This is a genomic window from Streptomyces sp. NRRL F-2580, from assembly GCF_000720115.1.
GTDB lineage: Bacteria > Actinomycetota > Actinomycetes > Streptomycetales > Streptomycetaceae > Streptomyces.
In genome coordinates this window covers 91,339-113,581 of sequence record NZ_JOIR01000001.1, presented here as the reverse complement: position 1 = coordinate 113,581, position 22,243 = coordinate 91,339, and the positions used below count along the sequence as shown (strand labels likewise).

The window sequence follows — 22,243 nt, the reverse complement described above, 5'->3', positions numbered from 1 at the left end:
TGCGGACAGCCGGCCCGGCGGTCGCCTATGTTGGCGTTGTGCAGGGCGGGCGCTGCCCGCCCCAGGAAACTGTGGACGATGCCCAGGGGGTGAACCCCTCGCAAGGCATCAGGTGGAGGAGGCGCTGTGAGCAGCGACCCGTGGGGCCGAGTCGACGAGACGGGCACCGTGTACGTGCGTACTTCCGAGGGCGAGCAGGTCGTCGGTTCGTGGCAGGCGGGCACCCCTGAGGAGGCCCTGGCCTATTTCGAGCGCAAGTACGAGGGCCTGGTGGTCGAGATCGGCCTCCTCGAAAAGCGGGTGCGGACCACTGATCTGTCCGCCAAGGACGCGCAAACGGCGATCGACCACCTGCGCACGCAGGTCGACGAGCACCACGCCGTGGGCGACCTCGACGCCCTGCGCGTGCGGCTGGACAAGCTGGTCGAGACCGTGGAGTCGCGACGCGAGGAGCGCAAGGCCCAGAAGGCGAAGCAGACGGACGAGGCCCGTGCGGCCAAGGACGCGCTGGTCGTCGAAGCCGAGCAGCTGGCGCAGAGCGACCAGTGGCGCAGCGCCGGCGAGCGGCTGCGCGCCCTGGTGGACATCTGGAAGGGGCTGCCGCGCCTGGACCGCAAGTCGGACGACGAGCTGTGGCACCGGTTCTCGCACGCCCGCTCCGCCTTCTCCAAGCGCCGCAAGGCGCACTTCGCCTCGCTGGACGCGCAGCGCGAGGATGCCCGCAAGGTCAAGGAGAAGCTGGTCGCGGAGGCCGAGGCGCTGTCGAAGTCGACCGACTGGGGTCCGACGGCCGCCCGCTACCGCGAGCTGATGGCGGACTGGAAGGCGGCGGGCCGGGCGCAGCGCGAGTCCGAGGACGACCTGTGGAACCGTTTCCGCGGTGCGCAGGACGTGTTCTTCGCGGCCCGCAGCGAGGTGTTCGCGGAGCGCGACGCCGAGCAGGTGGAGAACCTGAAGCTGAAGGAGGAGCTGGCCGACGAGGCCGAGAAGCTCGTCCCGATCACGGACCTGAAGTCGGCCCGTGCCACGTTCCGCTCCCTCAACGAGCGCTGGGAGGCCATCGGCCACGTGCCGCGGGACGCCCGGCCGAAGGTAGAGGGCCGGATGCACGCGGTGGAGCGGGCGATCCAGGAGGCCGAGGAGGGCGAGTGGCGCCGTACGAACCCGGAGGCGCGGGCGCGTGCGGCCGGTCTGACGGGTCAGCTCCAGGCGGCGGTCGACAAGCTGCGTGAGCAGATCGACGCGGCGCGCGCGGCCGGCAACAACGCGAAGGCCGACAAGCTGGCCCGGGAGCTGGAGGGCCGCCAGGCCCTGCTGGACCAGGCGCTGAAGGGCCTGGAGGAGTTCGGCGGCTGAGCCGACGCCGCACCGACGTACCGGGGCCCGGTGGTGATCTTTCACCGCCGGGCCCCGGCGCGTGGGTCACCGGCCGCGGGTCCGGCCCTCGCGGCCGGTGAAGGCGGCCGCCTCCGTGAGGAGCTTCAGCGCGACGTGCCGCCGCAGCCTGGTGTCCCCCGCCTCGTGCACCACGCCCACGCTGCCGCGGCCCAGTGGCCGCGGCAGCCGGTAGCGTCCGCCCCCTCGGGGGAGCGCCTACGGCCTGCGCGCGGAGGTCACCCGGTAGACGTCGTAGACGCCCTCGACGCCCCGGACGGCCTTCAGGACGTGGCCCAGGTGCTTGGGGTCGCCCATCTCGAAGGTGAACCGGGAGGTGGCCACCCGGTCGCGGGAGGTCTGGACGGCCGCCGAGAGGATGTTGACGTGCTGGTCCGACAGGACCCGGGTGACGTCCGACAGCAGCCGGGACCGGTCCAGCGCCTCGACCTGGATGGCGACGAGGAAGACCGAGGACTGGGTGGGCGCCCACTCGACCTCCAGCATCCGTTCGGGCTGCTGGGAGAGCGAGTCGACGTTGACGCAGTCCGCGCGGTGAACCGATACGCCACTGCCGCGGGTGACGAACCCGATGATCGGGTCGCCCGGCACCGGGGTGCAGCAGCGGGCCAGCTTGACCCACACGTCGTCGACTCCCTTGACGACGACGCCCGGGTCGGCGTTGCTGCGCCGCTTGCCGCGGGCGCGCGCCGGCGGGATCGACTCCTCGATGTCCTCGTTGGCCGCCTCCTCGCCGCCGAGGGCCGCCACCAGCTTCTGTACGACGCCCTGCGCGGCCACGTGGCCCTCGCCGATCGCCGCGTACAGGGAGGAGATGTCGGGGTAGCGCATCTCGTGCGCGAGGGTGACGAGCGAGTCGCCGGTGAGGATGCGCTGGATGGGCAGGTTCTGCTTGCGCATGGCCCGCGCGAGGGCGTCCTTGCCGTGCTCGATGGCCTCGTCGCGGCGCTCCTTGGAGAACCAGCCGCGGATCTTGTTGCGGGCCCGGGGGGACTTGACGAAGCCCAGCCAGTCGCGGGACGGGCCCGCGCCCTCGGCCTTCGAGGTGAAGACCTCGACCAGGTCGCCGTTGTCGAGGGTGGACTCCAGCGGCACCAGGCGGCCGTTGACCCTGGCGCCTATGGTCCGGTGGCCGACCTCGGTGTGGACGGCGTACGCGAAGTCCACGGGGGTGGCACCGGCGGGCAGCGCGATGACGTCGCCCTTGGGGGTGAAGACGAACACCTCGTTGCGGGAGAGGTCGAAGCGCAGCGAGTCGAGGAACTCGCCCGGGTCCTCGGTCTCCTTCTGCCAGTCCAGCAGCTGGCGCAGCCAGGCCATGTCGTTGACCGTGTCCTGGCCGGCGCTGCCCTTGGCGGCCTGCGGGACGTCGGTGCGGACCTTGGAGGTGCCGGCGACGGTCTGCTGCTTGTACTTCCAGTGCGCGGCGATGCCGTACTCGGCGCGGCGGTGCATGTCGAAGGTGCGGATCTGCAGTTCGACGGGCTTGCCGCTGGGCCCGATGACCGTCGTGTGGAGCGACTGGTACATGTTGAACTTGGGCATCGCGATGTAGTCCTTGAACCGGCCGGGGACCGGGTTCCAGCGCGCGTGCACGGTGCCGAGGGCCGCGTAGCAGTCCCGGACGGTGTCGACGAGGACGCGGATGCCCACCAGGTCGTAGATCTCCGCGAAGTCACGGCCGCGGACGATCATCTTCTGGTAGACGCTGTAGTAGTGCTTCGGCCGGCCCGTGACGGTGGCCTTGATCCGGGCGGCCCTGAGGTCGACCATCACCTCGTCGGTGACGAGGGCGAGGTACTCGTCGCGCTTGGGCGCCCGCTCGGCGACCAGGCGGACGATCTCGTCGTACATCTTCGGGTAGAGGATCGCGAAGGAGAGGTCCTCCAGCTCCCACTTGATCGTGTTCATGCCCAGCCGGTGCGCCAGCGGGGCGTAGATCTCGATCGTCTCGCGGGCCTTCTTCTCCTGCTTCTCCCGCTTGAGGTAGCGCATGGTGCGCATGTTGTGCAGCCGGTCGGCGAGCTTGATGACGAGGACGCGCGGGTCCTTGGCCATCGCCACGACCATCTTGCGGACCGTCTCGGCCTGGGCGGCCTCGCCGAACTTCACCCGGTCCAGCTTGGTGACGCCGTCGACGAGGAGGGCCACGGCGTCGCCGAAGTCGCGGCGCAGGTCCTCCAGGCCGTACTCGGTGTCCTCGACGGTGTCGTGCAGCAGACCGGCCATCAGGGTGGCCGGGTCCATGCCGAGCTCGGCGAGGATGGTCGTCACCGCGAGCGGGTGGGTGATGTACGGGTCGCCGCTCTTGCGCTTCTGGCCGCGGTGCCAGCGCTCGGCGACCTGGTAGGCCTGTTCGAGCTGGCGCAGCGTCGACGTCTCGATCTTCGGGTCGTTGCTGCGGACTATGCGGAGCAGGGGCTCCAGCACCGGGTTGTACGGGTTCGAGCGCTGCACGCCGAGCCGGGCGAGACGGGCGCGCACCCGGTTCGAGGAGCCGGCCGACTTCGCCGGCGCGGGCTTGACCGGCGGCGCCGGCGGAGCCGGCGGGGGCGTAGCGGGAACCGCCGTGGCCGGCTCGGCCTTCGGGTCGGGCTGCGCGGCGGAGATTGGCTGGACCTCGTCTGGCAAGAGCGCTCCTCTGGGAGTCCCCCCGGACGAAGTGTGGGGGAGGATCCGGTGCCCGTGTCCGGTCCGGACAACCCATGGTAGCGAGGGTTGCGCCACCCCGTTCCCCGAGCCCGCGCCTCGAACGCTCGGGCGGCCGCGCTTCCGGGGCTCCGCCCCGAGCCCCCGCAGCGGCGCCGCACACGGAAGCGGCGGGCACCCGGTGGAACCGGATGCCCGCCGCTTCGGCACAGCAGAGGTCAGACCACGATCAGCGCGTCCAGCGGAGCCCCGCCCAGCGCCGGGCTCAGCTTGGCCCGCCCCGGCAGGAACGACAGTTCCATGAGGACCGCCACGCCCGCGACCTCGGCCCCGGCCCGCCGGATCAGCGAGAGCGAGGCTTCGGCGGTACCACCGGTGGCCAGCACGTCGTCGATGACCATCACCCGGTCACCCGCCGCCAGGTCCTCGGCGTGGACCTCGATCTCCGCGGTGCCGTACTCCAGCTCGTACGACTGCGCGAGCGTCGCACCCGGCAGCTTCCCGGCCTTGCGCACCGGCACGAAGCCGATGCCGGCCTGCACGGCCACCGGAGCCGCCAGGATGAACCCCCGCGCCTCCAGTCCGACGATCTTCGTCGCCCCGTACCGTCCGGCCAGCTCCACCAGCGTGTCCGTCAGGGCCGCGAACGCCTTCGGGTCGGCCAGCAGCGGGGTGATGTCCTTGAACATCACGCCCGCCTTCGGGTAGTCCGGGACGTCCTTGATCCGTGCGAGCAGCAGGTCCCGTACGTCCTCGGACAGCGGCGCGGTCAACGCCGCCGCCCCGGCCGGCCCTGCGCCACGACCTGCGGCTCGTCCTCGGACGCGTAGCCGTCGTCCGGGGACTCGCCCTTGGCCGCCGCGGCCGCCCGCTTCGCGAGCACCCGCTTCTTCAGGGCCTTCATCCCCGGCTCGCGCTCCTTGAGGTCCACGACCAGGGGGGTCGCGATGAAGATCGAGGAGTACGCGCCGGCCGCGAGGCCGACGAAGAGCGACAGGGAGATGTCGTTCAGCATGCCGGCGCCCAGGAAGCCGCCGCCGATGAACAGCAGCGCGGCGACCGGGAGGAGCGCGACGACCGTGGTGTTGATCGAGCGGACCAGGGTGCCGTTGATGCTGCGGTTGGCGACCTCGCTGTACGTCCAGCGGGTCTGCTTGGTGATGTCCTTCGAGCCCTCCTTGAGACCGTCGAAGACGACGACGGTGTCGTAGAGGGAGTAACCGAGGATCGTCAGCAGACCGATGACCGTACCGGGCGTGACCTCGAAGCCGACGAGCGCGTACACGCCGACGGTGATGGTGAGGTCGTGGATCAGGGCGATCAGCGCGGCGACCGCCATCCGCCACTCGAAGGCGATGGCGAGGTAGATCACCACGAGGACCATGAAGACGCCGAGGCCGGTCCAGGCCTTGTTCGCGATCTGCTCGCCCCAGCTGGGGCCGACCAGGTCGGCGTTGATGTCGGCCTCGGTGACCTTGAGGTCGGTGGCGAGGACCTTCTTGACGTCGGTCGCGGCGTCGGTGTCCAGACCGGAGATCTGGATGCGCAGGCCGCCGGTGCCGAGCTCCTGGACGATCGCGTCGTGGCCCGAGGCCTTCTCCGCGGCTTCCGTCGCCTTGGCGACGGAGACGGTCGTCTTCGGGGTGGTGAAGACGGCACCGCCCTTGAACTCGATGCCCATGTTGAGACCCTGGACCGCCAGGGCGACGATCGCCGTGATGGTGATCAGGATGGAAACGCCGTACCAGAGAAAACGCTTGCCGACGAAGTCGTAGCCGACCTCACCGCGGTACAGCTTGGCGCCGAGATCTCCCAGCTTCGACATCTCTCACGCCTCCTTTGCTTCGACGGGGGCGGGGGCGGAACCGGTACGGCGGGACCGGCGCAGCGGGGGCTTGGCACCCAGCCGCTTCGGGTCCAGCCCGGACCACGGGTGACCGCTGGCGAAGAACTTCGTGCGCGCCAGCAGCGTCATGACGGGCTTGGTGAAGAGGAACACCACGACCACGTCGAGCAGGGTGGTCAGACCCAGGGTGAAGGCGAAGCCCTGCACCTTGCCGACGGTCACGATGAACAGCACCGCGGCGGCGAGGAACGACACGAAGTCGGAGACCAGGATCGTGCGCCGGGCGCGCGGCCAGGCCCGCTCGACGGCCGGACGCAGGGTGCGGCCGTCGCGGATCTCGTCGCGGATGCGCTCGAAGTACACGATGAACGAGTCCGCCGTGATACCGATCGCCACGATCGCGCCGCAGACGGCGGGCAGGTTCAGCGCGAAGCCGATGCCCTTCCCGAGCAGCGCCATGATCGTGTAGGTCAGGATCGCGGAGACCAGGAGGCTCAGGATGGCGACGAACGCCAGGCCCCGGTAGTACACCACCAGGTAGATCACCACGAGCAGCAGACCGATGGCACCGGCGATCAGGCCGGCCCGCAGCTGCTCGCCGCCGAGCGCGGCGGTGACGGTGGTGACGCTGTCCTCGCTGAAGGAGAGCGGCAGGGCGCCGTACGAGAGCATGTTGCCCAGGTCCTGCGCGGACTGCTGGGTGAAGCCACCCGAGATCTGGGCGTTGCCGCCCATGATCGCCTGGCTGACGGACGGGTCGGAGACCACGTCGCCGTCGAGCACGATGGCGAACTGGTTCTGCGGCATCTGCTTGGCCGCCAGCTCGCCGGTGACCTTCGCGAAGGCGTCCGAACCGCGGTCGTTGAAGTCCATCGTGACGATCCACTGACCCGACTGCGGGTCGATGACGCCCTTGGCGCTCTTCACGTCCTTGCCCTCGACCGCGGCCGGGCCCAGGACCCACTTGCCCCAGGCTCCGCCGCGCTGACCGCAGGCGAGCGTCGGGGCGGTGGGCTTGGCGCCCTTGATGGCGGCGCGCTGCTTCTCGTCCGTGCAGTCGAGCGCGGCGAACTTGGCCTGCAGGTCGGCGGCGGCCGCGTCGTCACCCGTCGCGGGAGCGGACGCGGACGGGGACGGGGACGGAGCCTTGGTGTCGTCTGCCTTCTTCGACTCGCTCGCCGAGGGCGAGGGAGTGGCGGTGGCGGCCGGGGCCTTGAGGGCCTCGCTGAGCGCACGGCCCTGGGAAGTGGCGCTGGACGACGGGGTGGCGGAGGGGCTGGCCTTCTTGCCGTCCTCGGGCTTGGGGGCACCGGAGCCGCTCGCGGAGGGGTTCGGGTTCGGGCTCTGGGTGCCCTCGGGCGCGGCGGGGGTGCCGTCCGCGAACGCGATGACCGGGCGGAAGTAGAGCTGGGCGGTGGTGCCGACCTGCTCGCGCGCCTGCTGCTCGTTCGTCCCCTTGGGGATGTTCACGATGATGTGGTCGCGGCCCTGGGTCTGGACCTCCGCCTCGGACACGCCGAGACCGTTGACGCGGCGGTCGATGATGCCGACCGCCGTGTTCATGTTGGTCTCGTTGATGGCGTTCTCTTTGCCGGGCTCGCTCTTGGCCTTGAGCGTGATGCTCGTGCCGCCGGCGAGGTCGATGCCCAGCCGGGGAGTCGTCTGCTTGGAGATGAACATCCCCGCGGTGAGCGCCACCATCGCGATCAGGATGATCGCCAGGGCACGCCCCGGCCTCCCCTGAGCCCCCGTGGGCCGCCGGCCCTTCTTCGGTGCTGCCACCTTGTCGTTTCTCCCTGTCCAACCGCCCCGCGCCGGGTCAGCGCGCGGACGGCCACGAAATGTGTGGTGGGGACCCCTGCCCCCCGCAGAAGTGTCACTGACGGGGACCGCGTCGGCCGCCGGTCCGGCGCCTCCACGGTCCCCCGGCCGCGCGCTACTTCGCGCCGGCCTCGCCGTCGGTCTTGCCGTCCTTGGGCTCTTCGTCGCCCTCGGCCCCGTCCTTCTTGCCCAGGTCGAGCTTGGGAGCCTCGTCCTCGCCCTTGTCCTTGGTGAGGTCCGTCTTCGGCTCCTCGGTGAGGGAGGAGGCGTCGTCCGGGACGACCGGCGTGTCGGTCGTCACGTCATCGCTGATGCCGTGGACGATGCGGTTGTACTCCGCGTCCTCGAGCACGGCGCCGATGGCGTTCTTGGCGAAGATCGCGTGGACGCCGGGAGCCACCTCGAGGGTGACGGTGTCGTCACCGATCTCCTTCACCGTGGCGTACATGCCGCCGATGGTGCGGACCCCGGTGCCGGGCGTCATGTGGTCGCGCATCTGCGCGGCTGCCTGCTGCTTCTTCTTCGCGGAGCGGGTCATCAGGAACATCGCCCCGATGAGCACGATGAACGGGAGGAGTGTCACGAGATTCACGGGACGGAGATCCTTCGCACGACCGCACGCGGACGGCGGCCTTTTCTACGGGGGGTGGGCATACCGACCCGAAGGGTCGGCATCGGCGGAGTCTAGGCGAGTCCGCACCGATGGAACAACGCCCAGCATGGCACCGCAGTTCCTGAGGGGGCGAACCTCCGCGCCGTCAGGCCCCGAACAAGCCCTGTTGTCCGCTTGATCCACTCCCACCGTGCTGCGGCGGGACGAGCCCCAGGTGAGCCCATGCGGCGGGCGTCGCGACCCGTCCCCGTGGGGTGCGCGCGAGCAGGCCCTCGCGGACCAGGAAGGGCTCCGCGACCTCTTCCACGGTCTCCCGCTCCTCGCCCACGGCCACGGCGAGGGTGGACAGCCCGACGGGGCCGCCGCCGAACAGTTTGAGCAGTGCCTCCAGGACGGCGCGGTCCAGCCGGTCGAGCCCGCGCGCGTCCACCTCGTACACCTGGAGGGCGGTACCGGCCACCTCGCGGTTGATCACGCCGTCCGCCCGGACCTGGGCGTAGTCGCGGACGCGGCGCAGCAGCCGGTTGGCGATGCGCGGGGTGCCGCGGGAGCGCCCGGCGATCTCGGCGGCGCCGTCGGTGTCGATCTCCACGTCGAGGAGGCGGGCGGAGCGGTGGATGACGCGCTCCAGCTCCTCGGGGGCGTAGAACTCCATGTGGCCCGTGAAGCCGAAGCGGTCCCGCAGCGGCGGGGGCAGCAGGCCGGCCCGGGTGGTGGCCCCGACCAGGGTGAAGGGCGGCAGCTCCAGCGGGATCGCGGTGGCCCCGGGACCCTTGCCGACGATCACGTCGACGCGGAAGTCCTCCATGGCCATGTAGAGCATCTCCTCGGCGGGCCGGGACATGCGGTGGATCTCGTCGAGGAAGAGGACCTCGCCCTCCTGGAGGGAGGACAGGATGGCGGCGAGGTCGCCGGCGTGCTGGATGGCGGGGCCGGAGGTGATCCGGATGGGCGCGCCCATCTCGGCCGCGATGATCATCGACAGCGTGGTCTTGCCGAGGCCGGGCGCGCCGGAGAGCAGGACGTGGTCGGCGGTGGCCCCGCGCTGCCTGGCCGCCTTCAGGACCAGGTCCAGCTGCTGGCGGACCTTCTCCTGGCCGACGAACTCCCCGAGGTCCTTGGGCCGCAGCGCCGCCTCGACGGCGGTGTCCTCGCCGTCCGCCGAGGCCGCGACGAGTCGCTCGCTCTCGTCTGCGTTGGTCTCGTCGTCCCAGTTCACGGTGTCACTCTGCCTTATCGTTCACGTGCGGGTGGTCGGGCCCCTGCGGGTGCGTTTCCCGGGCGCTGCCCGGACCCGCGCCTCAAACGCCGGCGGGGCTGACATTGCCCTGCGGGCAATCCCCCGCCCACATCCGGCGGCGGGCCGCGGCTAGCGGGCTCGGTTCAGGGACTGCAGGGCGGCGCGCAGGAGCTGCGGGACCGGGGCCGAGCCGCCGGCGGCGATCGCGGCTTCGGCCTGCGGCGTCACGGCCGTGACGGCCTCCTCCGCCTCGCGCGACGCGTAGCCCAGCCCGATCAGCGCGGCGGACAACTGTTCCGTCCACGGGGCGGGCCCACTGGCCACGGCCCGCTGCGCCCCCACCAGCCCGCTCGCGCCCAGCGGTGCGCCCAGCTTGCCCTTCAGCTCCAGCAGCAGCTTCTGCGCGCCCTTCTTGCCGATGCCGGGCACCGCCACCAGCGCTTTCTCGTCCCCCGTGGAGACGGCCAGCCGCAGCGCGTCGGGGCTGTGCACGCCGAGCATCGCCTGCGCCAGCCTCGGCCCGACCCCGCTCGCGCCCTGGAGGAGCTCGAAGACCTGTCGCTCGTCGTCGTCGGCGAAGCCGTACAGGGTGAGCGAGTCCTCCCGTACGACCAGGGAGGTGGCCAGCCGGGCCTGCTCCCCCACCCGCAGGCCGGCGATGGTGGTGGGCGTGCACTGCACGGCCATGCCCACTCCCCCGACCTCGATCACGGCAAGGGTGGGGGCGAGCGCGGCGACGGGGCCGCTGACGAAGGCGATCATCGGGTACGGCCTTTCGAGCCAGAGGCGTGCAGGGCGACCGCCTGCTGGAGACGGTTCTGGGCGGGGGCCCGCCAGATGTGGCAGATGGCGAGGGCGAGGGCGTCGGCGGCGTCCGCCGGCTTGGGCGGTTCGGCCAGCCGCAGCAACCGGGTGACCATCGCGCCGACCTGGGCCTTGTCGGCCCGGCCGCTGCCGGTGACGGCGGCCTTGACCTCGCTCGGGGTGTGCAGGGCGACGGGTATCCCGCGGCGGGCGGCGCACAGCATCGCGACGGCGCTGGCCTGGGCGGTGCCCATCACGGTGCTGACGTTGTGCTGGCTGAACACCCGCTCCACGGCGACGACTTCGGGCCGGTGCGTGTCGAGCCATTCCTCGATGCCCTGTTCGACGGCGACGAGCCGGTGGCCCAACTCCGCGTCAGCGGGGGTGCGTACGACCCCCACGCCGAGCATCGTCAGGGGGCGGCCGGCGACACCTTCGACGACGCCGACACCACATCGCGTCAGCCCCGGGTCCACGCCCAGTACGCGCACCTTCGCCCCCCTCGTTCGCTCATCCGTCCGTGTCGGTGCAGGTTATCGGGCACCACTGACAAAGCAGCGGGCCGACAGGGGTGTGTCCCCGTCGGCCCGCTGCTGCACGGTCTGCCGGTCAGGCGTCGACCTTCTCCATGACCTCGTCCGAGACGTCGAAGTTGGCGAAGACGTTCTGCACGTCGTCGCTGTCCTCCAGCGCGTCGATCAGCTTGAAGATCTTGCGCGCGCCCTCTTCGTCCAGCTCGACCTGCATGGTCGGCAGGAAGTTGGAGTCGGCCGAGTCGTAGTCGATGCCCGCCTCCTGGAGCGCGGTGCGGACCGCGACCATGTCAGTGGCCTCGCTGATGATCTCGAAGCTCTCGCCAAGGTCGTTGACCTCTTCGGCGCCGGCCTCGAGCACCGTCTCCAGGACGTCGTCCTCGGAGAGCTCACCCTTGGGCAGGAGCACGACACCCTTGCGGTTGAACAGGTACGAGACCGAGCCCGGGTCGGCCATCGAGCCGCCGTTGCGGGTCATGGCGACGCGGACGTCGGAGGCGGCGCGGTTGCGGTTGTCGGTGAGGCACTCGATGAGCACCGCGACGCCGTTCGGGCCGTAGCCCTCGTACATGATCGTCTCGTAGTCGGCGCCGCCGGCCTCAAGACCACCGCCGCGCTTGACCGCGGAGTCGATGTTCTTGTTCGGGACCGAGCTCTTCTTGGCCTTCTGGATGGCGTCGAAGAGGGTCGGGTTGCCGTCGATGTCGGCACCGCCCATACGGGCCGCGACCTCGATGTTCTTGATCAGCTTCGCGAAGAGCTTGCCGCGCTTGGCGTCAACCACGGCCTTCTTGTGCTTCGTCGTAGCCCATTTAGAGTGGCCGGACATCTGCCTGTCTCCTTCGCGTCACCAACAATGTTCGCCTCAGATCCTACCGGGACGCCGTTACAGCCCCGCGCGCACCATGTCGACGAAGTACGCGTGAACTCGGTCGTCTCCGGTCAGCTCGGGGTGGAACGAGGTCGCGAGGACGTTGCCCTGGCGCACGGCGACCGTGTGGCCGTCGTAGGTGGCGAGCACCTCGGCGGCGCCGCCGACGGACTCGACCCAGGGGGCGCGGATGAAGACGCCCTCCACCGGGCCGTCCTCGATGCCCGCGAAGTCGATCTTCGCCTCGAAGGACTCGTTCTGGCGGCCGAAGGCGTTGCGGCGGACGATCATGTCGATGCCGCCCAGGGTCTCCTGGTCCTCACGGCCGTCCAGGAGCTTGTCGGCAAGCATGATCATGCCGGCGCAGGTGCCGTACACGGGCATGCCGGCGGCCACGCGCCGGCGCAGCGGCTCCAGCATGCCGAAGAGCACGGCCAGCTTCGACATGGTCGTGGACTCGCCGCCGGGGATCACCAGGGCGTCGATCTCGGAGAGCTCCTCGGGACGCCGGACCGGCCTGGCCACGGCGTCCGCCGCGGCCAGGGCGATCAGGTGTTCCCGTACGTCGCCCTGGAGGGCCAGGACACCAATCACGGGGGTGGTCATGACAGTGACTACCAGCCGCGGTTGGCGTAGCGCTCGGCCTCGGGCAGGGTGTCGCAGTTGATGCCGACCATGGCCTCGCCCAGGTTGCGGGAGGCGTCCGCGATGATCTTCGGGTCGTCGTAGAAGGTGGTGGCCTTCACGATGGCGGCGGCACGCTTGGCCGGGTCGCCCGACTTGAAGATGCCGGAGCCGACGAAGACGCCCTCGGCCCCGAGCTGGCGCATCAGCGCGGCGTCGGCGGGGGTGGCGACGCCACCGGCGGAGAACAGCACGACCGGGAGCTTGCCGAGCTCGGCGACCTCCTTGACGAGCTCGTACGGGGCGCGCAGCTCCTTGGCGGCGGCGAACAGCTCGTTGTTGTCGTAGCCGCGCAGGCGGGCGATCTCGTTCTTGATCTGGCGCAGGTGGCGGACGGCCTCGACGACGTTGCCGGTGCCGGCCTCGCCCTTCGAGCGGATCATGGCCGCGCCCTCGGCGATGCGGCGCAGGGCCTCGCCCAGGTTGGTGGCACCGCAGACGAAGGGGGTGGTGAACGCCCACTTGTCGGAGTGGTTGACCTCGTCGGCCGGGGTCAGGACCTCGGACTCGTCGATGTAGTCGACGCCGAGGGACTGCAGGACCTGGGCCTCGACGAAGTGGCCGATGCGCGACTTGGCCATGACCGGGATGGAGACGGCCTCGATGATCTCTTCGATCATGTTGGGGTCGGACATGCGGGCTACCCCGCCGTCCTTGCGGATGTCGGCCGGGACCCGCTCGAGGGCCATGACGGCGACGGCGCCCGCGTCCTCGGCGATCTTCGCCTGCTCGGCGTTGACCACGTCCATGATCACGCCGCCCTTCAGCTGCTCGGCCATGCCGCGCTTGACGCGCGAGGTGCCGATCGCCGACTCGGCGGACTGGGGGGAGGTGGGAAGCGTGCTCACGGTTGACCTCACTCGAAGGGAACTCGAAAGGAAGACGGGTACTACCTGCCCGAGGAAACCTCACGGGTCAGTCCACTACAAGGGCCAATGTGGAGCCTGTGGCTCCTTCATTTGTCCCTCGCGGCCCTAGGTGGGCCGATCGGCAAGATCCACCGGGGGCTCGTCGTCCATCTCGAAGGCCAGCGGGAACGGGGCGTGCCCGGCCAGTCTGAACCAGCGGACCTTGCGATGGCGGCGCAGCGCGCGGGCGGCCCGTACGGCGTCGTTGTGGAAGCGGCGGGCCATGGGCACCCGGCGGACGGCCGCGGCCAGCTCCTCGGTGGCCTGCACCCCGCCGGGCGCCGCCTTGAGCACCTCGACCTGGTCGGCGTCGGCGAAGACCGCGCGCAGCGCCTGGCTGAGCTCGCTCTCGGCCACCTCCCGGTGCTCCTCCTCGGCCTGCCGGGCGGCGTGCGCGGCCTCGTACAGCACCAGCGAGGAGGCGGGGTCGAGCACCCCGGAGGTGGCCACCTCCAGCACCACGGAGGCCCGCCGTACGAGCTGCGCGTCGAGCGCGGCCCGCGAGGCGTCCATCCGCGAGTGCAGCCGGTCCAGCCGGCCGGCGGTCCAGCTGAGGTAGACCCCGATGACTCCGAGAGCCAGGGCGATCCAGACAAGGGTTTCGATCACGCTGCGCGACCCTACCGCTCCGTGAGGACCCGGCCCCCATCGCCCCTCGCCGGGCCGCCGGTGGGCACGTAGGGTTCGTGATCGCTACCTACCAGGGGGGGACGACGATGGCTGCTTCCCGCAGACCACTGGCATGCGCACTGCTCGGGCTGGCGGCTGCCCTCGTGGCGACCGCCCTGGCCGCCTACCGCTGGGGCGGTTCGCACGGCGGCCTCGTCGTGATGAGCCAGGTGCGCGGCCACGTCGTCGTACTCGGCTGGCTGACGCTGGCCGCCCTGTGCGGGGCGGTCCTGCTGGGTCTGCGCAAGCCGATGACGCGCGTCGCCGTCGGCGTGCCGGTGCTCGGACTCGGCGCCCCGGTCATGTGCCTCGCCACCCTGCTGGCCTTGCTGGACGGCGGGCAGGAGCAGACACGGAGCCTCGCTGCCCCCGGCCGGGACGACCGGAGGCTGGTCGTCGAGGAGGGCTCGGCCATGATCGACCCGCTGTGGTACGTCTACGTCCACGAGGGCGGCTGGCCACGGGAGCGCCGCTGGGCCGTCGGCTACTTCAACGGCGACGACCCCGACAACGAGCTCCGCGAGGCCGTCTGGACGGGCCCCGACCGGATCCGCATGACCACCTCGGGCGGCGCGGTCCACGAGGTGACCGTCGCCGCCGGCGGCCGGCCGGACCGGACCGTCAGCGCCGGGTGGTGAACCCTCAGGAGGGAGAGGTGTCCTTCGAGAAGCCCAGGCGGGTGCGGAGGCCGGTGCCGCGGTCGTCCTCGGCCACCGCCGCCGCGCCGTCGGTGACCGTTTCGTAGACCGCCAGGATGTCCGCTCCGACCGTGGACCAGTCGAAGCGGCGGACGTGCGCCGAGCCGCTGGCGCTGAGCCGCGCGCGGCGGGCCGGGTCGCGCAGGAGGGCGATCGCAGCCGTCGCCAGGGCGTCGGCGTTCTCGTTGGCGAAGAGGTCGCCGGCCCCGCCCTGGTCCAGGACCTGCGCGAAGGCGTCCAGGTCCGAGGCCAGGACCGCGGCGCCCGCCGACAGGGCCTCGACCAGGATGATGCCGAAGCTCTCGCCGCCCGTGTTCGGGGCGACGTACACGTCGACGCTGCGCAGCAGCCGTGCCTTGTCCTCGTCCGAGACCATGCCGAGGAATTCGACCCGCGGACGGAGCTCCGCGGGCAGCGAGGCCACCGCCTCCTCCTCGTCGCCGCGGCCCGCGACCAGCAGCCGTACGTCCGGACAGGCCTCCACGATCTTCGGGAAGGCCGCCATCAGCACCGGCAGGCCCTTGCGCGGTTCGTCGATGCGGCCGATGAAGCCCAGGGTCTGCCCGGACCAGTTGGGGTTCGGGTCGGCCTTGGCGAAGAAGTCCACGTCGACGCCGTTGGGGATGACGACCGCGTCGCCGCCGAGGTGCTCGACCAGCGTGCGCCGCGCGTACTCGCTCACCGCGATCCGCGCGCTGATCTTCTCCAGGGCCGGCTGGAGGATCGGGTACGCCGCGATCATGGCGCGCGAGCGCGGGTTCGAGGTGTGGAACGTGGCCACGATCGGGCCCTGCGCCGCCCAGCAGGACAGCAGCCCCAGCGAGGGCGAGGCCGGCTCGTGGATGTGGATCACGTCGAAGGTGCCGTCGTGCAGCCAGCGCCGGACCCGTGCGGCGGAGAGGAACCCGAAGTTCAGGCGGGCCACGGAGCCGTTGTAGGGCACCGGCACCGCCCGCCCGGCCGAGACCACGTAGGGCGGCAGCGGGGTCTCGTCGTCCGCCGGGGCCAGGACCGACACCTCGTGGCCGAGCCGGATCAGGTGCTCGGCCAGATCCCGGATGTGGAACTGGACGCCACCCGGCACGTCCCACGAGTACGGGCACACGATGCCGATCTTCACTACGCGCGCTCCTCCAGGTCGTCCAGCCACAGTCGCTGCAGCATGTGCCAGTCCTCCGGGTGCTCGGCGATCCCCCAGGCGAAGGCGTCCGCCACCGCCTGCATCATGACGGCGGTCTTCTCGATCCGCGTGCCCGTCTTCGGCACTTCCACCTCGGGGTGGATCCGGCCGTACATCTTCGGCGTGTCGCCGTAGTGCAGGGTGGCCGGGAGCAGGACCGCACCGGTCTGCTGGGCCAGCAGCGCCGGCCCGGCCGGCATCCGCGCCGTGGAGCCGAAGAAGTCCACCTCGACCCCGGAGTGCGACAGGTCCCGGTCCGCGACCAGGCAGACCAGGCCGCCGGAGCGCAGCCGGCGGGCGAGCGTGCCGAAGGAGGCGGCGCCGCTGTGCGGCAGGACCTCCATGCCCAGGCTCTCCCGGTAGGCCACGAAGCGGTCGTAGAGGCTCTCGGGCTTGAGCCGCTCGGCGACCGTCGTGAACGGCACCCCGATGTGGCCGATGGCCCAGGCCCCGGCGAGGTCCCAGTTGGCGAGGTGCGGCAGCGCGACAACAACCCCGCGCCCGGAGGCGAGGGCGTCGCGCAGGATGTGCTCGTCCTGGAACTCGACGTCCGTGCCGAACCGCTCCGGGTCCATGGTCGGCAGCCGGAAGGACTCCATCCAGTACCGCATGTACGAGCGCATGCCCGCCCGGGACAGCTCGCGCAGCCGCTCCGGACCGGCGTCGGGCACCACCCGGGCCAGGTTCGACTCCAGCCGCAGCACGCTCTTGCCGCGCCGCTTCCACGCGAAGTCCGCGATCCGCCGGCCGAGGGCCACCGCGGCAGGTTCGGGCAGCTTCTTGACCCCGGCCCAGCCGAGCCCGTACAGCCCGCTGACCAGCTTGTCCTGTGCGCTGCCCATCAGGCGGCGCCGCCGTCGGCGGCGGCAGCCTCGGCGTCGGCCTCGGCCGACTCGCGGCGTACGGTGACCACCCGCTGGATCAGCGTGACGAGCGAGCCCACGGCCACGATCCACAGCGCGATCGGCAGCAGCACCCCGATCCAGGACGGCACCCCGAAGGTCTGCAGGCCCGACAGACCGGCCGCGACCAGCGAGATCACCAGGCGCTCGGCCCGTTCGACGAGCCCGTTGACGGCCACCGGCAGCCCGATCGACTCGCCGCGCGCCTTGGTGTACGACACCACCTGGCCACTGGCCAGGCAGAAGATCGCCACCGCGCAGAGCACGTTGTCGTTCCCGGATCCCGCGTACCAGAGCGCGAGACCGCCGAAGATCGCCGCGTCCGCCACCCGGTCGAGAGTGGAGTCGAGGAAGGCTCCCCAACGGCTGGAGATCCCGGCCTGGCGGGCCATGTTCCCGTCCACCAGGTCGGAGAAGACGAAGAGGGTGATGGTGATCGTGCCCCAGAAGAACTCGCCCCGGGGGAAGAAGAACAGCGCTCCCGCCACCACTCCGGCCGTGCCGATCAGGGTGACCGCGTCCGGGCTCACCCCCCGCCGGAGCAGAAAAGCGGCGAATGGCGTGAGAACACGCGTGAAGAATGCACGCGCGTACTTGTTCAGCATGGCCTTCCCGGAGGGTCGCTGGGCCGCACGGCCACCACGGCCACCGGCTGGCCCATCGTAGCCAGCACGCCGCCGCCCGAACGCCGCGCACCCACCGGTTCGTGCCGTGTAAGACGTACTTCACGTCACGGACCCACGCCGACGCGCCCCGCGCACGCGCCCGGTACGACGTATGGACGCGGTGTGACACCAGTGCAAAGCTCGAAGAACCCCGTGTTCCTCATCCGAGGAAGCGCGCAAGGAACCGAGCGCGAAACGGATCGCGAAACGGTCGCCAAACCGATCACGAAACCCATCGGGAAACCGATCAAGGAACCCACCCTCCTCACCGTCACCACCGGGAGGTACGAGCATCATGGGAGCCACATCACACCAAGCCGGAGCCGCCGGCAGGGCACTGACGGCCGACCGCCCCTCCTCCATCCGGAACGTCGTGCTGGTCGGCCACAGTGGATCGGGCAAGACCACGCTGGTAGAAGCCCTCGCCCTGACCGCCGGAGCGGTCAACCGGGCCGGCCGCGTCGAGGACGGCGCCACCGTCTCCGACTACGACGAGATCGAGCACCGCCGGCAACGCTCCGTGCAGCTCTCCCTCGTCCCCGTCGAATGGGGCGGGATCAAGATCAATATTTTGGACACCCCCGGATACGCCGACTTCGTCGGGGAACTCAGGGCCGGTCTGCGCGCCGCGGACGCGGCCCTCTTCGTCGTCTCGGCCTCGGACGGCATCGACGGGGCCACCCGCATGGTCTGGGACGAGTGCGAGGCCGTCGGCATGCCCCGCGCCATCGTCGTGACCCACCTGGAGGCCGCCCGCTCCGACTACACGCAGATGACCACCGTCTGCGGCGAGATCTTCGGCGCCGAGGACCCCGACGCGGTCGTCCCCCTCTACCTGCCCCTGCACGGCCCCGCCGGCCCCGACGGCCACGCCCCCGTCACCGGCCTCCTCGGCCTGCTCTCCCAGCGCGTCTACGACTACTCCTCCGGCGAGCGCGTGGAGCGCGACCCGGACCCCGCCGAGCTCGCGCTGATCGCCGACGCCCGCTCCCGCCTCATCGAGGGGATCATCGCGGAGAGCGAGGACGAGAGCCTCATGGACCGCTACCTCGGCGGCGAGGACATCGACGTCAAGACCCTCGTGGACGACCTGGAGCGGGCCGTCGCCCGCGGCACCTTCCACCCCGTCCTGATGGCCGCGCCCGCCGGCGACGGCGCCCGCCAGGGGCTCGGCACGGTGGAACTCCTCGAACTGGTCACCGGCGGCTTCCCCACCCCGCTGGAACGCGCCGCCGTCACCGTCACCCGGCCCGACGGCTCCGCCCGCCCCGAGGTCACCTGCGATCCCGCCGGCCCCCTCGTCGCCGAGGTCGTCAAGACCTCCTCCGACCCCTACGTCGGCCGCGTCTCCCTCGTCCGCGTCTTCTCCGGCACCCTGAAACCCGAGGAGACCGTCCACGTCAGCGGACACGGTCTCGCCGACCGCGGCCACGAGGACCACGACGTCGATGAGCGGATCGGCACCCTCACCGCCCCCTTCGGCAAACAGCAGCGCGCCCTCACCCGGTGCATCGCCGGCGACCTGGCCTGCGTGGCCAAGCTCACCCGCGCGGAGACCGGCGACACCCTCTCCGCCAAGGACGACCCGCTCCTCATGGAGCCCTGGACCATGCCCGACCCGCTGCTCCCCCTCGCCATCGAGGCCCACAGCAAGGCCGACGAGGACAAGCTCTCCCAGGGCCTGGCCCGGCTCGTCGCCGAGGACCCCACCATGCGGCTGGAGCAGAACCCGCACACCCACCAGGTCGTCCTGTGGTGCCTCGGCGAGGCCCACCAGGACGTCGCCCTGGAGCGGCTGCGCACCCGCTACGGCGTCCAGGTCGATCCCGTCCCGCACAAGGTGAGCCTGCGCGAGACCTTCGGCGTCAAGGCCGCCGGCCGCGGCCGGCACGTCAAACAGTCCGGCGGCCACGGCCAGTTCGCCATCTGCGAGATCGAGGTGGAGCCGCTCCCGCCGGGCAGCGGCATCGAGTTCGTCGACAAGGTGGTCGGCGGCGCCGTGCCCCGCCAGTTCATCCCGTCCGTGGAGAAGGGCGTACGCGGCCAGGCCGCCCGCGGCGTCGCGGCCGGCTACCCGCTGGTCGACGTCCGCATCACCCTCCTCGACGGCAAGGCCCACTCGGTGGACTCCTCCGACGCCGCCTTCCAGACGGCCGGCGCCCTCGCACTGCGCGAGGCCGCCGCGGAGGCCCGCATCGACCTGCTCGAACCGGTCGCCGAGCTCGCCGTCCTCATCCCCGACGAGTACGTGGGCCCGGTCATGAGCGACCTCGCGGGCCGCCGCGGCCGCGTCGTCGGCACCGACCAGGCCGGCCCGGGGCGCACCCGGGTCCGCGCCGAGATCCCCGAGATCGAGATCGGCCGCTACGCCGTCGAGCTGCGCTCCGTCTCACACGGCACGGGCCGCTTCGCCCGGGCCTACGCCCGCCACGAGCCCATGCCACCCCAGATCGCGGAAAAGGTGCGCGAACAGGCTGCGAAGGGAAGCTAGTTGACATAGCAGCGGGAAGGCCGCCCACCCAACCAGCTTGCGGTGGGCGGCATTTCCCTGTCCCATGACCATGGGGCGAGATCCGCCGATAGGCTCATCGGCGCACCAAAAGAGCACGAACGCACAGCGATGGGGGCAGCGGTGGCGGACGACGGATTCGACTTCAGGCCCGGAGCGCAGATTCCTCTCCAGGGTGGCGGTGGGCAGACGGCGGCGACCAACGCCCTCGCCTCGGCCGCGTACCGCGACGGCGGCAAGGACAGCAAGCTGGAGAAGATACTCACCGCGAACAGCGAGCTCCACCCGGCCACGGTCAAGCCCCCGAAGATCTCCCTCTTCGAGCCCAGCCTCGGCGAGGCCTTCTGCCGAGCCGTCGAGGCCCGCACCCTCGGCCCGGGCCGCAAGCCGCTGATCCAGTCCTTCGGCGCCGATCCGCAGACGGTGGTGGAGCACTGCCTGGCCGCCTCCCGCATCCGCAAGGAGCGCGACCGCCGGCTCCGGCTGATCACGCTGGTCTGCGGTGTGCTGTTCCTGCCCGGGCTGCTGCTGTGGCTGGGCCTGTTCCAGCTCCGCAAGAGCCTGGCCGGCAAGGGGCGCGGCTCCTGGATCGGCACCGCCCTCCTGGTCGGCGTGGGCGTCGTGGTCGCCGTCCTGATGTTCAGGCTGCCGCTCACCGGCTTCCTCGGGCTCTACGCACGCGGCATGATCATCGCTCCGGCGCTGGGCTGGCTGCTCGCCCGCCGGACCTGCGAGGCCACCGCCCGGGACCTGCGCGCCCGCTGGGACGGGCTGCTCTCCGGCGACGGGATCGGCGCCAAGATCCCCGAGGCCGTGCCGGGCAACCCCGACGAGAAGGCCCGCGAGGACCTGCGCCGCCAGCTCGCCAAGCTCACCGCCGAGGACCGCAGCAACCAGGTCTTCTACGCGGGCCCCAAGGGCATCCTCGGCATGGGCACCCGCTGGGGCAGCTGGCAGATGGCCGAGGAGCTCGCCCCCAAGAGCGAGGGGATGGAGATCCACCCCTTCCGCAGCTGGGACGTCATACGCGGGATCGACGCCCAGCTGCGGAAGCTGGAGCGGGGCCCCCTGCACACCGGCGGCTTCCCGCCCGCCGCGATCCAGCACTGGATCGTCACCCCGATCGGCGAGGGCGCCGGCGAGGTGGCCCGCCCCACCGGCGAGAACGTCGACGCCTTCCTCATCAAGCCGCACGAGATCACCCGGATCTGCAACGAGCAGCAGTTCAGCGCCGGCAACCGGCACTACCTGGGCATCCAGTACCCGCTCTGGGACGGCCAGCTGGTCATCAACATGCTGGTCACGGTCACCGTGCTCTACAAGACCCTGCGCGTGGACGTCACCGCGCACGCCCTGGGACCCGTACACGGCCTGTTCACGACGAAGCCCGCGGCCCCGGTGGTGGAGGTGCCCAAGAGCATCCGCTTCTGGGAGACCGTGGAGCGCCCGCTGCCGCTGGTGGACGCCCAGGAGGTGGTACGGCTGGCCGTGCGGGCCCCGCTGACCTGGCACCCGCCGGTCCTGGACTTCCTTGGCGGCAAGCTGGTCCTGCCCGAGCCCTTCGGCCTGCGGCACGTCTGGGCGAGCTCGATGTGGCGCCACCGGTTCATGGCCGACGACGCCCTGCGCACGGTGGCTCCGGTCCTGCGCTCGATCCACGCCGCCACCTTCAAGGTGCTGGAGGAGAACGGCGTCGACACCGACCGCTTCACCAACCGCTCCTCGATCATGAGCGGCCTCATCCAGGAGCCGGCGCCGCGCAAGGCCGACGTCTACGACGCGTAGGTAGCCTGGGGCCAGGCGGAGGGCTACCCGCAGGAGGGACCATGACCGAGCGCAAACCGCCTGGCGTCAACTTCGAGTCCTTCGTGGACCGGCAGATCAGACAGGCCGCCGAGCGGGGCGAATTCGAGAACCTGCCCGGCTACGGCAAGCCGCTGGCCTCCCTCGACGCGCCGTACGACGAGCTGTGGTGGATCAAGGACAAGCTGCACCGCGAGGGGTTCGCCGTCCTGCCTCCGGCGCTCGCGCTGCGCAAGGAGGCGGAGGACGCCCGGGAGGCCGCCCTCGCGGCCCGCTCCGAGCGTCAGGTACGGGACGTCCTCACGGCGGTCAACGAGAAGATCCGCGCCGCCCTGCGCAGGCCCCCGCCGGGACCACCCCTGGGCCTGACCGAATTCGACGTCGAGGCCGTACTGCGGACGTGGCGCGAGGGCCGCGCGAGCTGCGGGGACCGGCCGACCGACTGATCAGTCG

The 22,243-nt window shown here is 71.2% G+C and carries 20 protein-coding genes; 5 read left to right on the top strand and 15 right to left on the bottom strand.

Annotation, left to right across the window (positions count from 1 at the left end):
* Window positions 1–126: 126 nt before the first annotated feature.
* Window positions 127–1,356: a DUF349 domain-containing protein gene (locus IF88_RS0100570; RefSeq protein WP_030706286.1), complete on the top strand. Its 1,230-nt coding sequence runs from the start codon at window positions 127–129 to the stop codon at window positions 1,354–1,356.
* 237 nt (window positions 1,357–1,593) lie between these two features.
* Here the strand turns inward: IF88_RS0100570 and IF88_RS0100560 are convergent, their stop codons facing one another.
* The 12 genes from IF88_RS0100560 to IF88_RS0100505 form a co-directional block, all read right to left on the bottom strand.
* Window positions 1,594–4,026 (bottom strand): RelA/SpoT family protein, encoded by a 2,433-nt coding sequence (locus IF88_RS0100560; protein WP_030706284.1) that lies wholly within the window; start codon window positions 4,024–4,026, stop codon window positions 1,594–1,596.
* Between the two features lie 236 nt (window positions 4,027–4,262).
* Entirely contained in the window at window positions 4,263–4,817 is a 555-nt protein-coding gene (locus IF88_RS0100555; RefSeq protein ID WP_037805397.1) for an adenine phosphoribosyltransferase, read from the bottom strand.
* Window positions 4,814–5,869 carry a protein translocase subunit SecF gene (gene secF, locus IF88_RS0100550; protein ID WP_030706279.1) on the bottom strand — a complete coding sequence of 352 codons (1,056 nt, stop codon included), beginning with the start codon at window positions 5,867–5,869 and terminating at the stop codon, window positions 4,814–4,816. The genes IF88_RS0100555 and secF overlap by 4 nt, the downstream gene beginning before the upstream one ends.
* A gap of 3 nt (window positions 5,870–5,872) precedes the next feature.
* Window positions 5,873–7,672 carry a protein translocase subunit SecD gene (gene secD, locus IF88_RS0100545; RefSeq protein WP_030706277.1) on the bottom strand — a complete coding sequence of 600 codons (1,800 nt, stop codon included), beginning with the start codon at window positions 7,670–7,672 and terminating at the stop codon, window positions 5,873–5,875.
* Window positions 7,673–7,826: 154 nt separating this feature from the next.
* Window positions 7,827–8,303 carry a preprotein translocase subunit YajC gene (gene yajC / locus IF88_RS0100540; protein ID WP_030706275.1) on the bottom strand — a complete coding sequence of 159 codons (477 nt, stop codon included), beginning with the start codon at window positions 8,301–8,303 and terminating at the stop codon, window positions 7,827–7,829.
* A gap of 166 nt (window positions 8,304–8,469) precedes the next feature.
* Window positions 8,470–9,543: a Holliday junction branch migration DNA helicase RuvB gene (gene ruvB, locus IF88_RS0100535; protein ID WP_030706273.1), complete on the bottom strand. Its 1,074-nt coding sequence runs from the start codon at window positions 9,541–9,543 to the stop codon at window positions 8,470–8,472.
* 150 nt (window positions 9,544–9,693) lie between these two features.
* Complete coding sequence (gene ruvA, locus IF88_RS0100530; RefSeq protein ID WP_030706272.1) at window positions 9,694–10,326, bottom strand: Holliday junction branch migration protein RuvA; 633 nt, start codon at window positions 10,324–10,326, stop codon at window positions 9,694–9,696.
* Window positions 10,323–10,859 carry a crossover junction endodeoxyribonuclease RuvC gene (gene ruvC / locus IF88_RS0100525; RefSeq protein WP_030706270.1) on the bottom strand — a complete coding sequence of 179 codons (537 nt, stop codon included), beginning with the start codon at window positions 10,857–10,859 and terminating at the stop codon, window positions 10,323–10,325. The genes ruvA and ruvC overlap by 4 nt, the downstream gene beginning before the upstream one ends.
* 118 nt (window positions 10,860–10,977) lie before the next feature.
* Complete coding sequence (locus IF88_RS0100520; RefSeq protein ID WP_008740481.1) at window positions 10,978–11,730, bottom strand: YebC/PmpR family DNA-binding transcriptional regulator; 753 nt, start codon at window positions 11,728–11,730, stop codon at window positions 10,978–10,980.
* Between the two features lie 57 nt (window positions 11,731–11,787).
* On the bottom strand, window positions 11,788–12,378 hold the full coding sequence (gene pdxT, locus IF88_RS0100515) for a pyridoxal 5'-phosphate synthase glutaminase subunit PdxT (RefSeq protein ID WP_030706268.1): 591 nt from the start codon (window positions 12,376–12,378) through the stop codon (window positions 11,788–11,790).
* 8 nt (window positions 12,379–12,386) lie between these two features.
* The gene (gene pdxS, locus IF88_RS0100510) at window positions 12,387–13,304 is read right to left on the bottom strand and encodes a pyridoxal 5'-phosphate synthase lyase subunit PdxS (protein WP_030706266.1); all 918 of its coding nucleotides are present in this window, start codon (window positions 13,302–13,304) and stop codon (window positions 12,387–12,389) included.
* A gap of 126 nt (window positions 13,305–13,430) precedes the next feature.
* Complete coding sequence (locus tag IF88_RS0100505) at window positions 13,431–13,973, bottom strand: membrane protein (RefSeq protein ID WP_030706265.1); 543 nt, start codon at window positions 13,971–13,973, stop codon at window positions 13,431–13,433.
* Between the two features lie 107 nt (window positions 13,974–14,080).
* Between IF88_RS0100505 and IF88_RS0100500 the strand changes: the two genes are divergently transcribed.
* Window positions 14,081–14,671 carry a hypothetical protein gene (locus IF88_RS0100500; protein WP_158754241.1) on the top strand — a complete coding sequence of 197 codons (591 nt, stop codon included), beginning with the start codon at window positions 14,081–14,083 and terminating at the stop codon, window positions 14,669–14,671.
* A gap of 4 nt (window positions 14,672–14,675) precedes the next feature.
* Here the strand turns inward: IF88_RS0100500 and IF88_RS0100495 are convergent, their stop codons facing one another.
* The 3 genes from IF88_RS0100495 to pgsA are packed head-to-tail and all read right to left on the bottom strand — an operon-like array spanning window position 14,676 to window position 17,418.
* Window positions 14,676–15,851, bottom strand: a complete 1,176-nt coding sequence (locus IF88_RS0100495) for a glycosyltransferase family 4 protein (RefSeq protein ID WP_030706263.1) — start codon at window positions 15,849–15,851, stop codon at window positions 14,676–14,678.
* Window positions 15,851–16,753: a phosphatidylinositol mannoside acyltransferase gene (locus IF88_RS0100490; protein ID WP_030706262.1), complete on the bottom strand. Its 903-nt coding sequence runs from the start codon at window positions 16,751–16,753 to the stop codon at window positions 15,851–15,853. The genes IF88_RS0100495 and IF88_RS0100490 overlap by 1 nt, the downstream gene beginning before the upstream one ends.
* Window positions 16,753–17,418, bottom strand: a complete 666-nt coding sequence (gene pgsA, locus IF88_RS0100485; protein WP_030706261.1) for a phosphatidylinositol phosphate synthase — start codon at window positions 17,416–17,418, stop codon at window positions 16,753–16,755. Before pgsA ends, IF88_RS0100490 begins: the two co-directional genes overlap by 1 nt.
* 355 nt (window positions 17,419–17,773) lie before the next feature.
* Here pgsA and IF88_RS0100480 point away from each other — a divergent pair, with 355 nt between their 5' ends.
* From IF88_RS0100480 to IF88_RS0100470, 3 genes are all read left to right on the top strand, one after another.
* Complete coding sequence (locus IF88_RS0100480; protein ID WP_030706259.1) at window positions 17,774–19,969, top strand: elongation factor G-like protein EF-G2; 2,196 nt, start codon at window positions 17,774–17,776, stop codon at window positions 19,967–19,969.
* Window positions 19,970–20,110: 141 nt separating this feature from the next.
* Window positions 20,111–21,772 carry a hypothetical protein gene (locus IF88_RS0100475; RefSeq protein ID WP_030706258.1) on the top strand — a complete coding sequence of 554 codons (1,662 nt, stop codon included), beginning with the start codon at window positions 20,111–20,113 and terminating at the stop codon, window positions 21,770–21,772.
* Window positions 21,773–21,813: 41 nt separating this feature from the next.
* Window positions 21,814–22,236, top strand: a complete 423-nt coding sequence (locus IF88_RS0100470) for a DUF1992 domain-containing protein (protein ID WP_030706256.1) — start codon at window positions 21,814–21,816, stop codon at window positions 22,234–22,236.
* Window positions 22,237–22,243 lie beyond the last annotated feature (7 nt).

Coding starts and splice junctions, on each gene's coding strand:
- secF (WP_030706279.1), bottom strand. CDS start 5,869: ATGTCGAAGCTGGGAGATCTCGGCGCCAAGCTGTACCGCGGTGAGGTC.
- ruvA (WP_030706272.1), bottom strand. CDS start 10,326: ATGATCGCCTTCGTCAGCGGCCCCGTCGCCGCGCTCGCCCCCACCCTT.
- IF88_RS0100520 (WP_008740481.1), bottom strand. CDS start 11,730: ATGTCCGGCCACTCTAAATGGGCTACGACGAAGCACAAGAAGGCCGTG.
- pdxT (WP_030706268.1), bottom strand. CDS start 12,378: ATGACCACCCCCGTGATTGGTGTCCTGGCCCTCCAGGGCGACGTACGG.
- IF88_RS0100500 (WP_158754241.1), top strand. CDS start 14,081: ATGGCTGCTTCCCGCAGACCACTGGCATGCGCACTGCTCGGGCTGGCG.
- IF88_RS0100490 (WP_030706262.1), bottom strand. CDS start 16,753: ATGGGCAGCGCACAGGACAAGCTGGTCAGCGGGCTGTACGGGCTCGGC.
- pgsA (WP_030706261.1), bottom strand. CDS start 17,418: ATGCTGAACAAGTACGCGCGTGCATTCTTCACGCGTGTTCTCACGCCA.
- IF88_RS0100480 (WP_030706259.1), top strand. CDS start 17,774: ATGGGAGCCACATCACACCAAGCCGGAGCCGCCGGCAGGGCACTGACG.
- IF88_RS0100470 (WP_030706256.1), top strand. CDS start 21,814: ATGACCGAGCGCAAACCGCCTGGCGTCAACTTCGAGTCCTTCGTGGAC.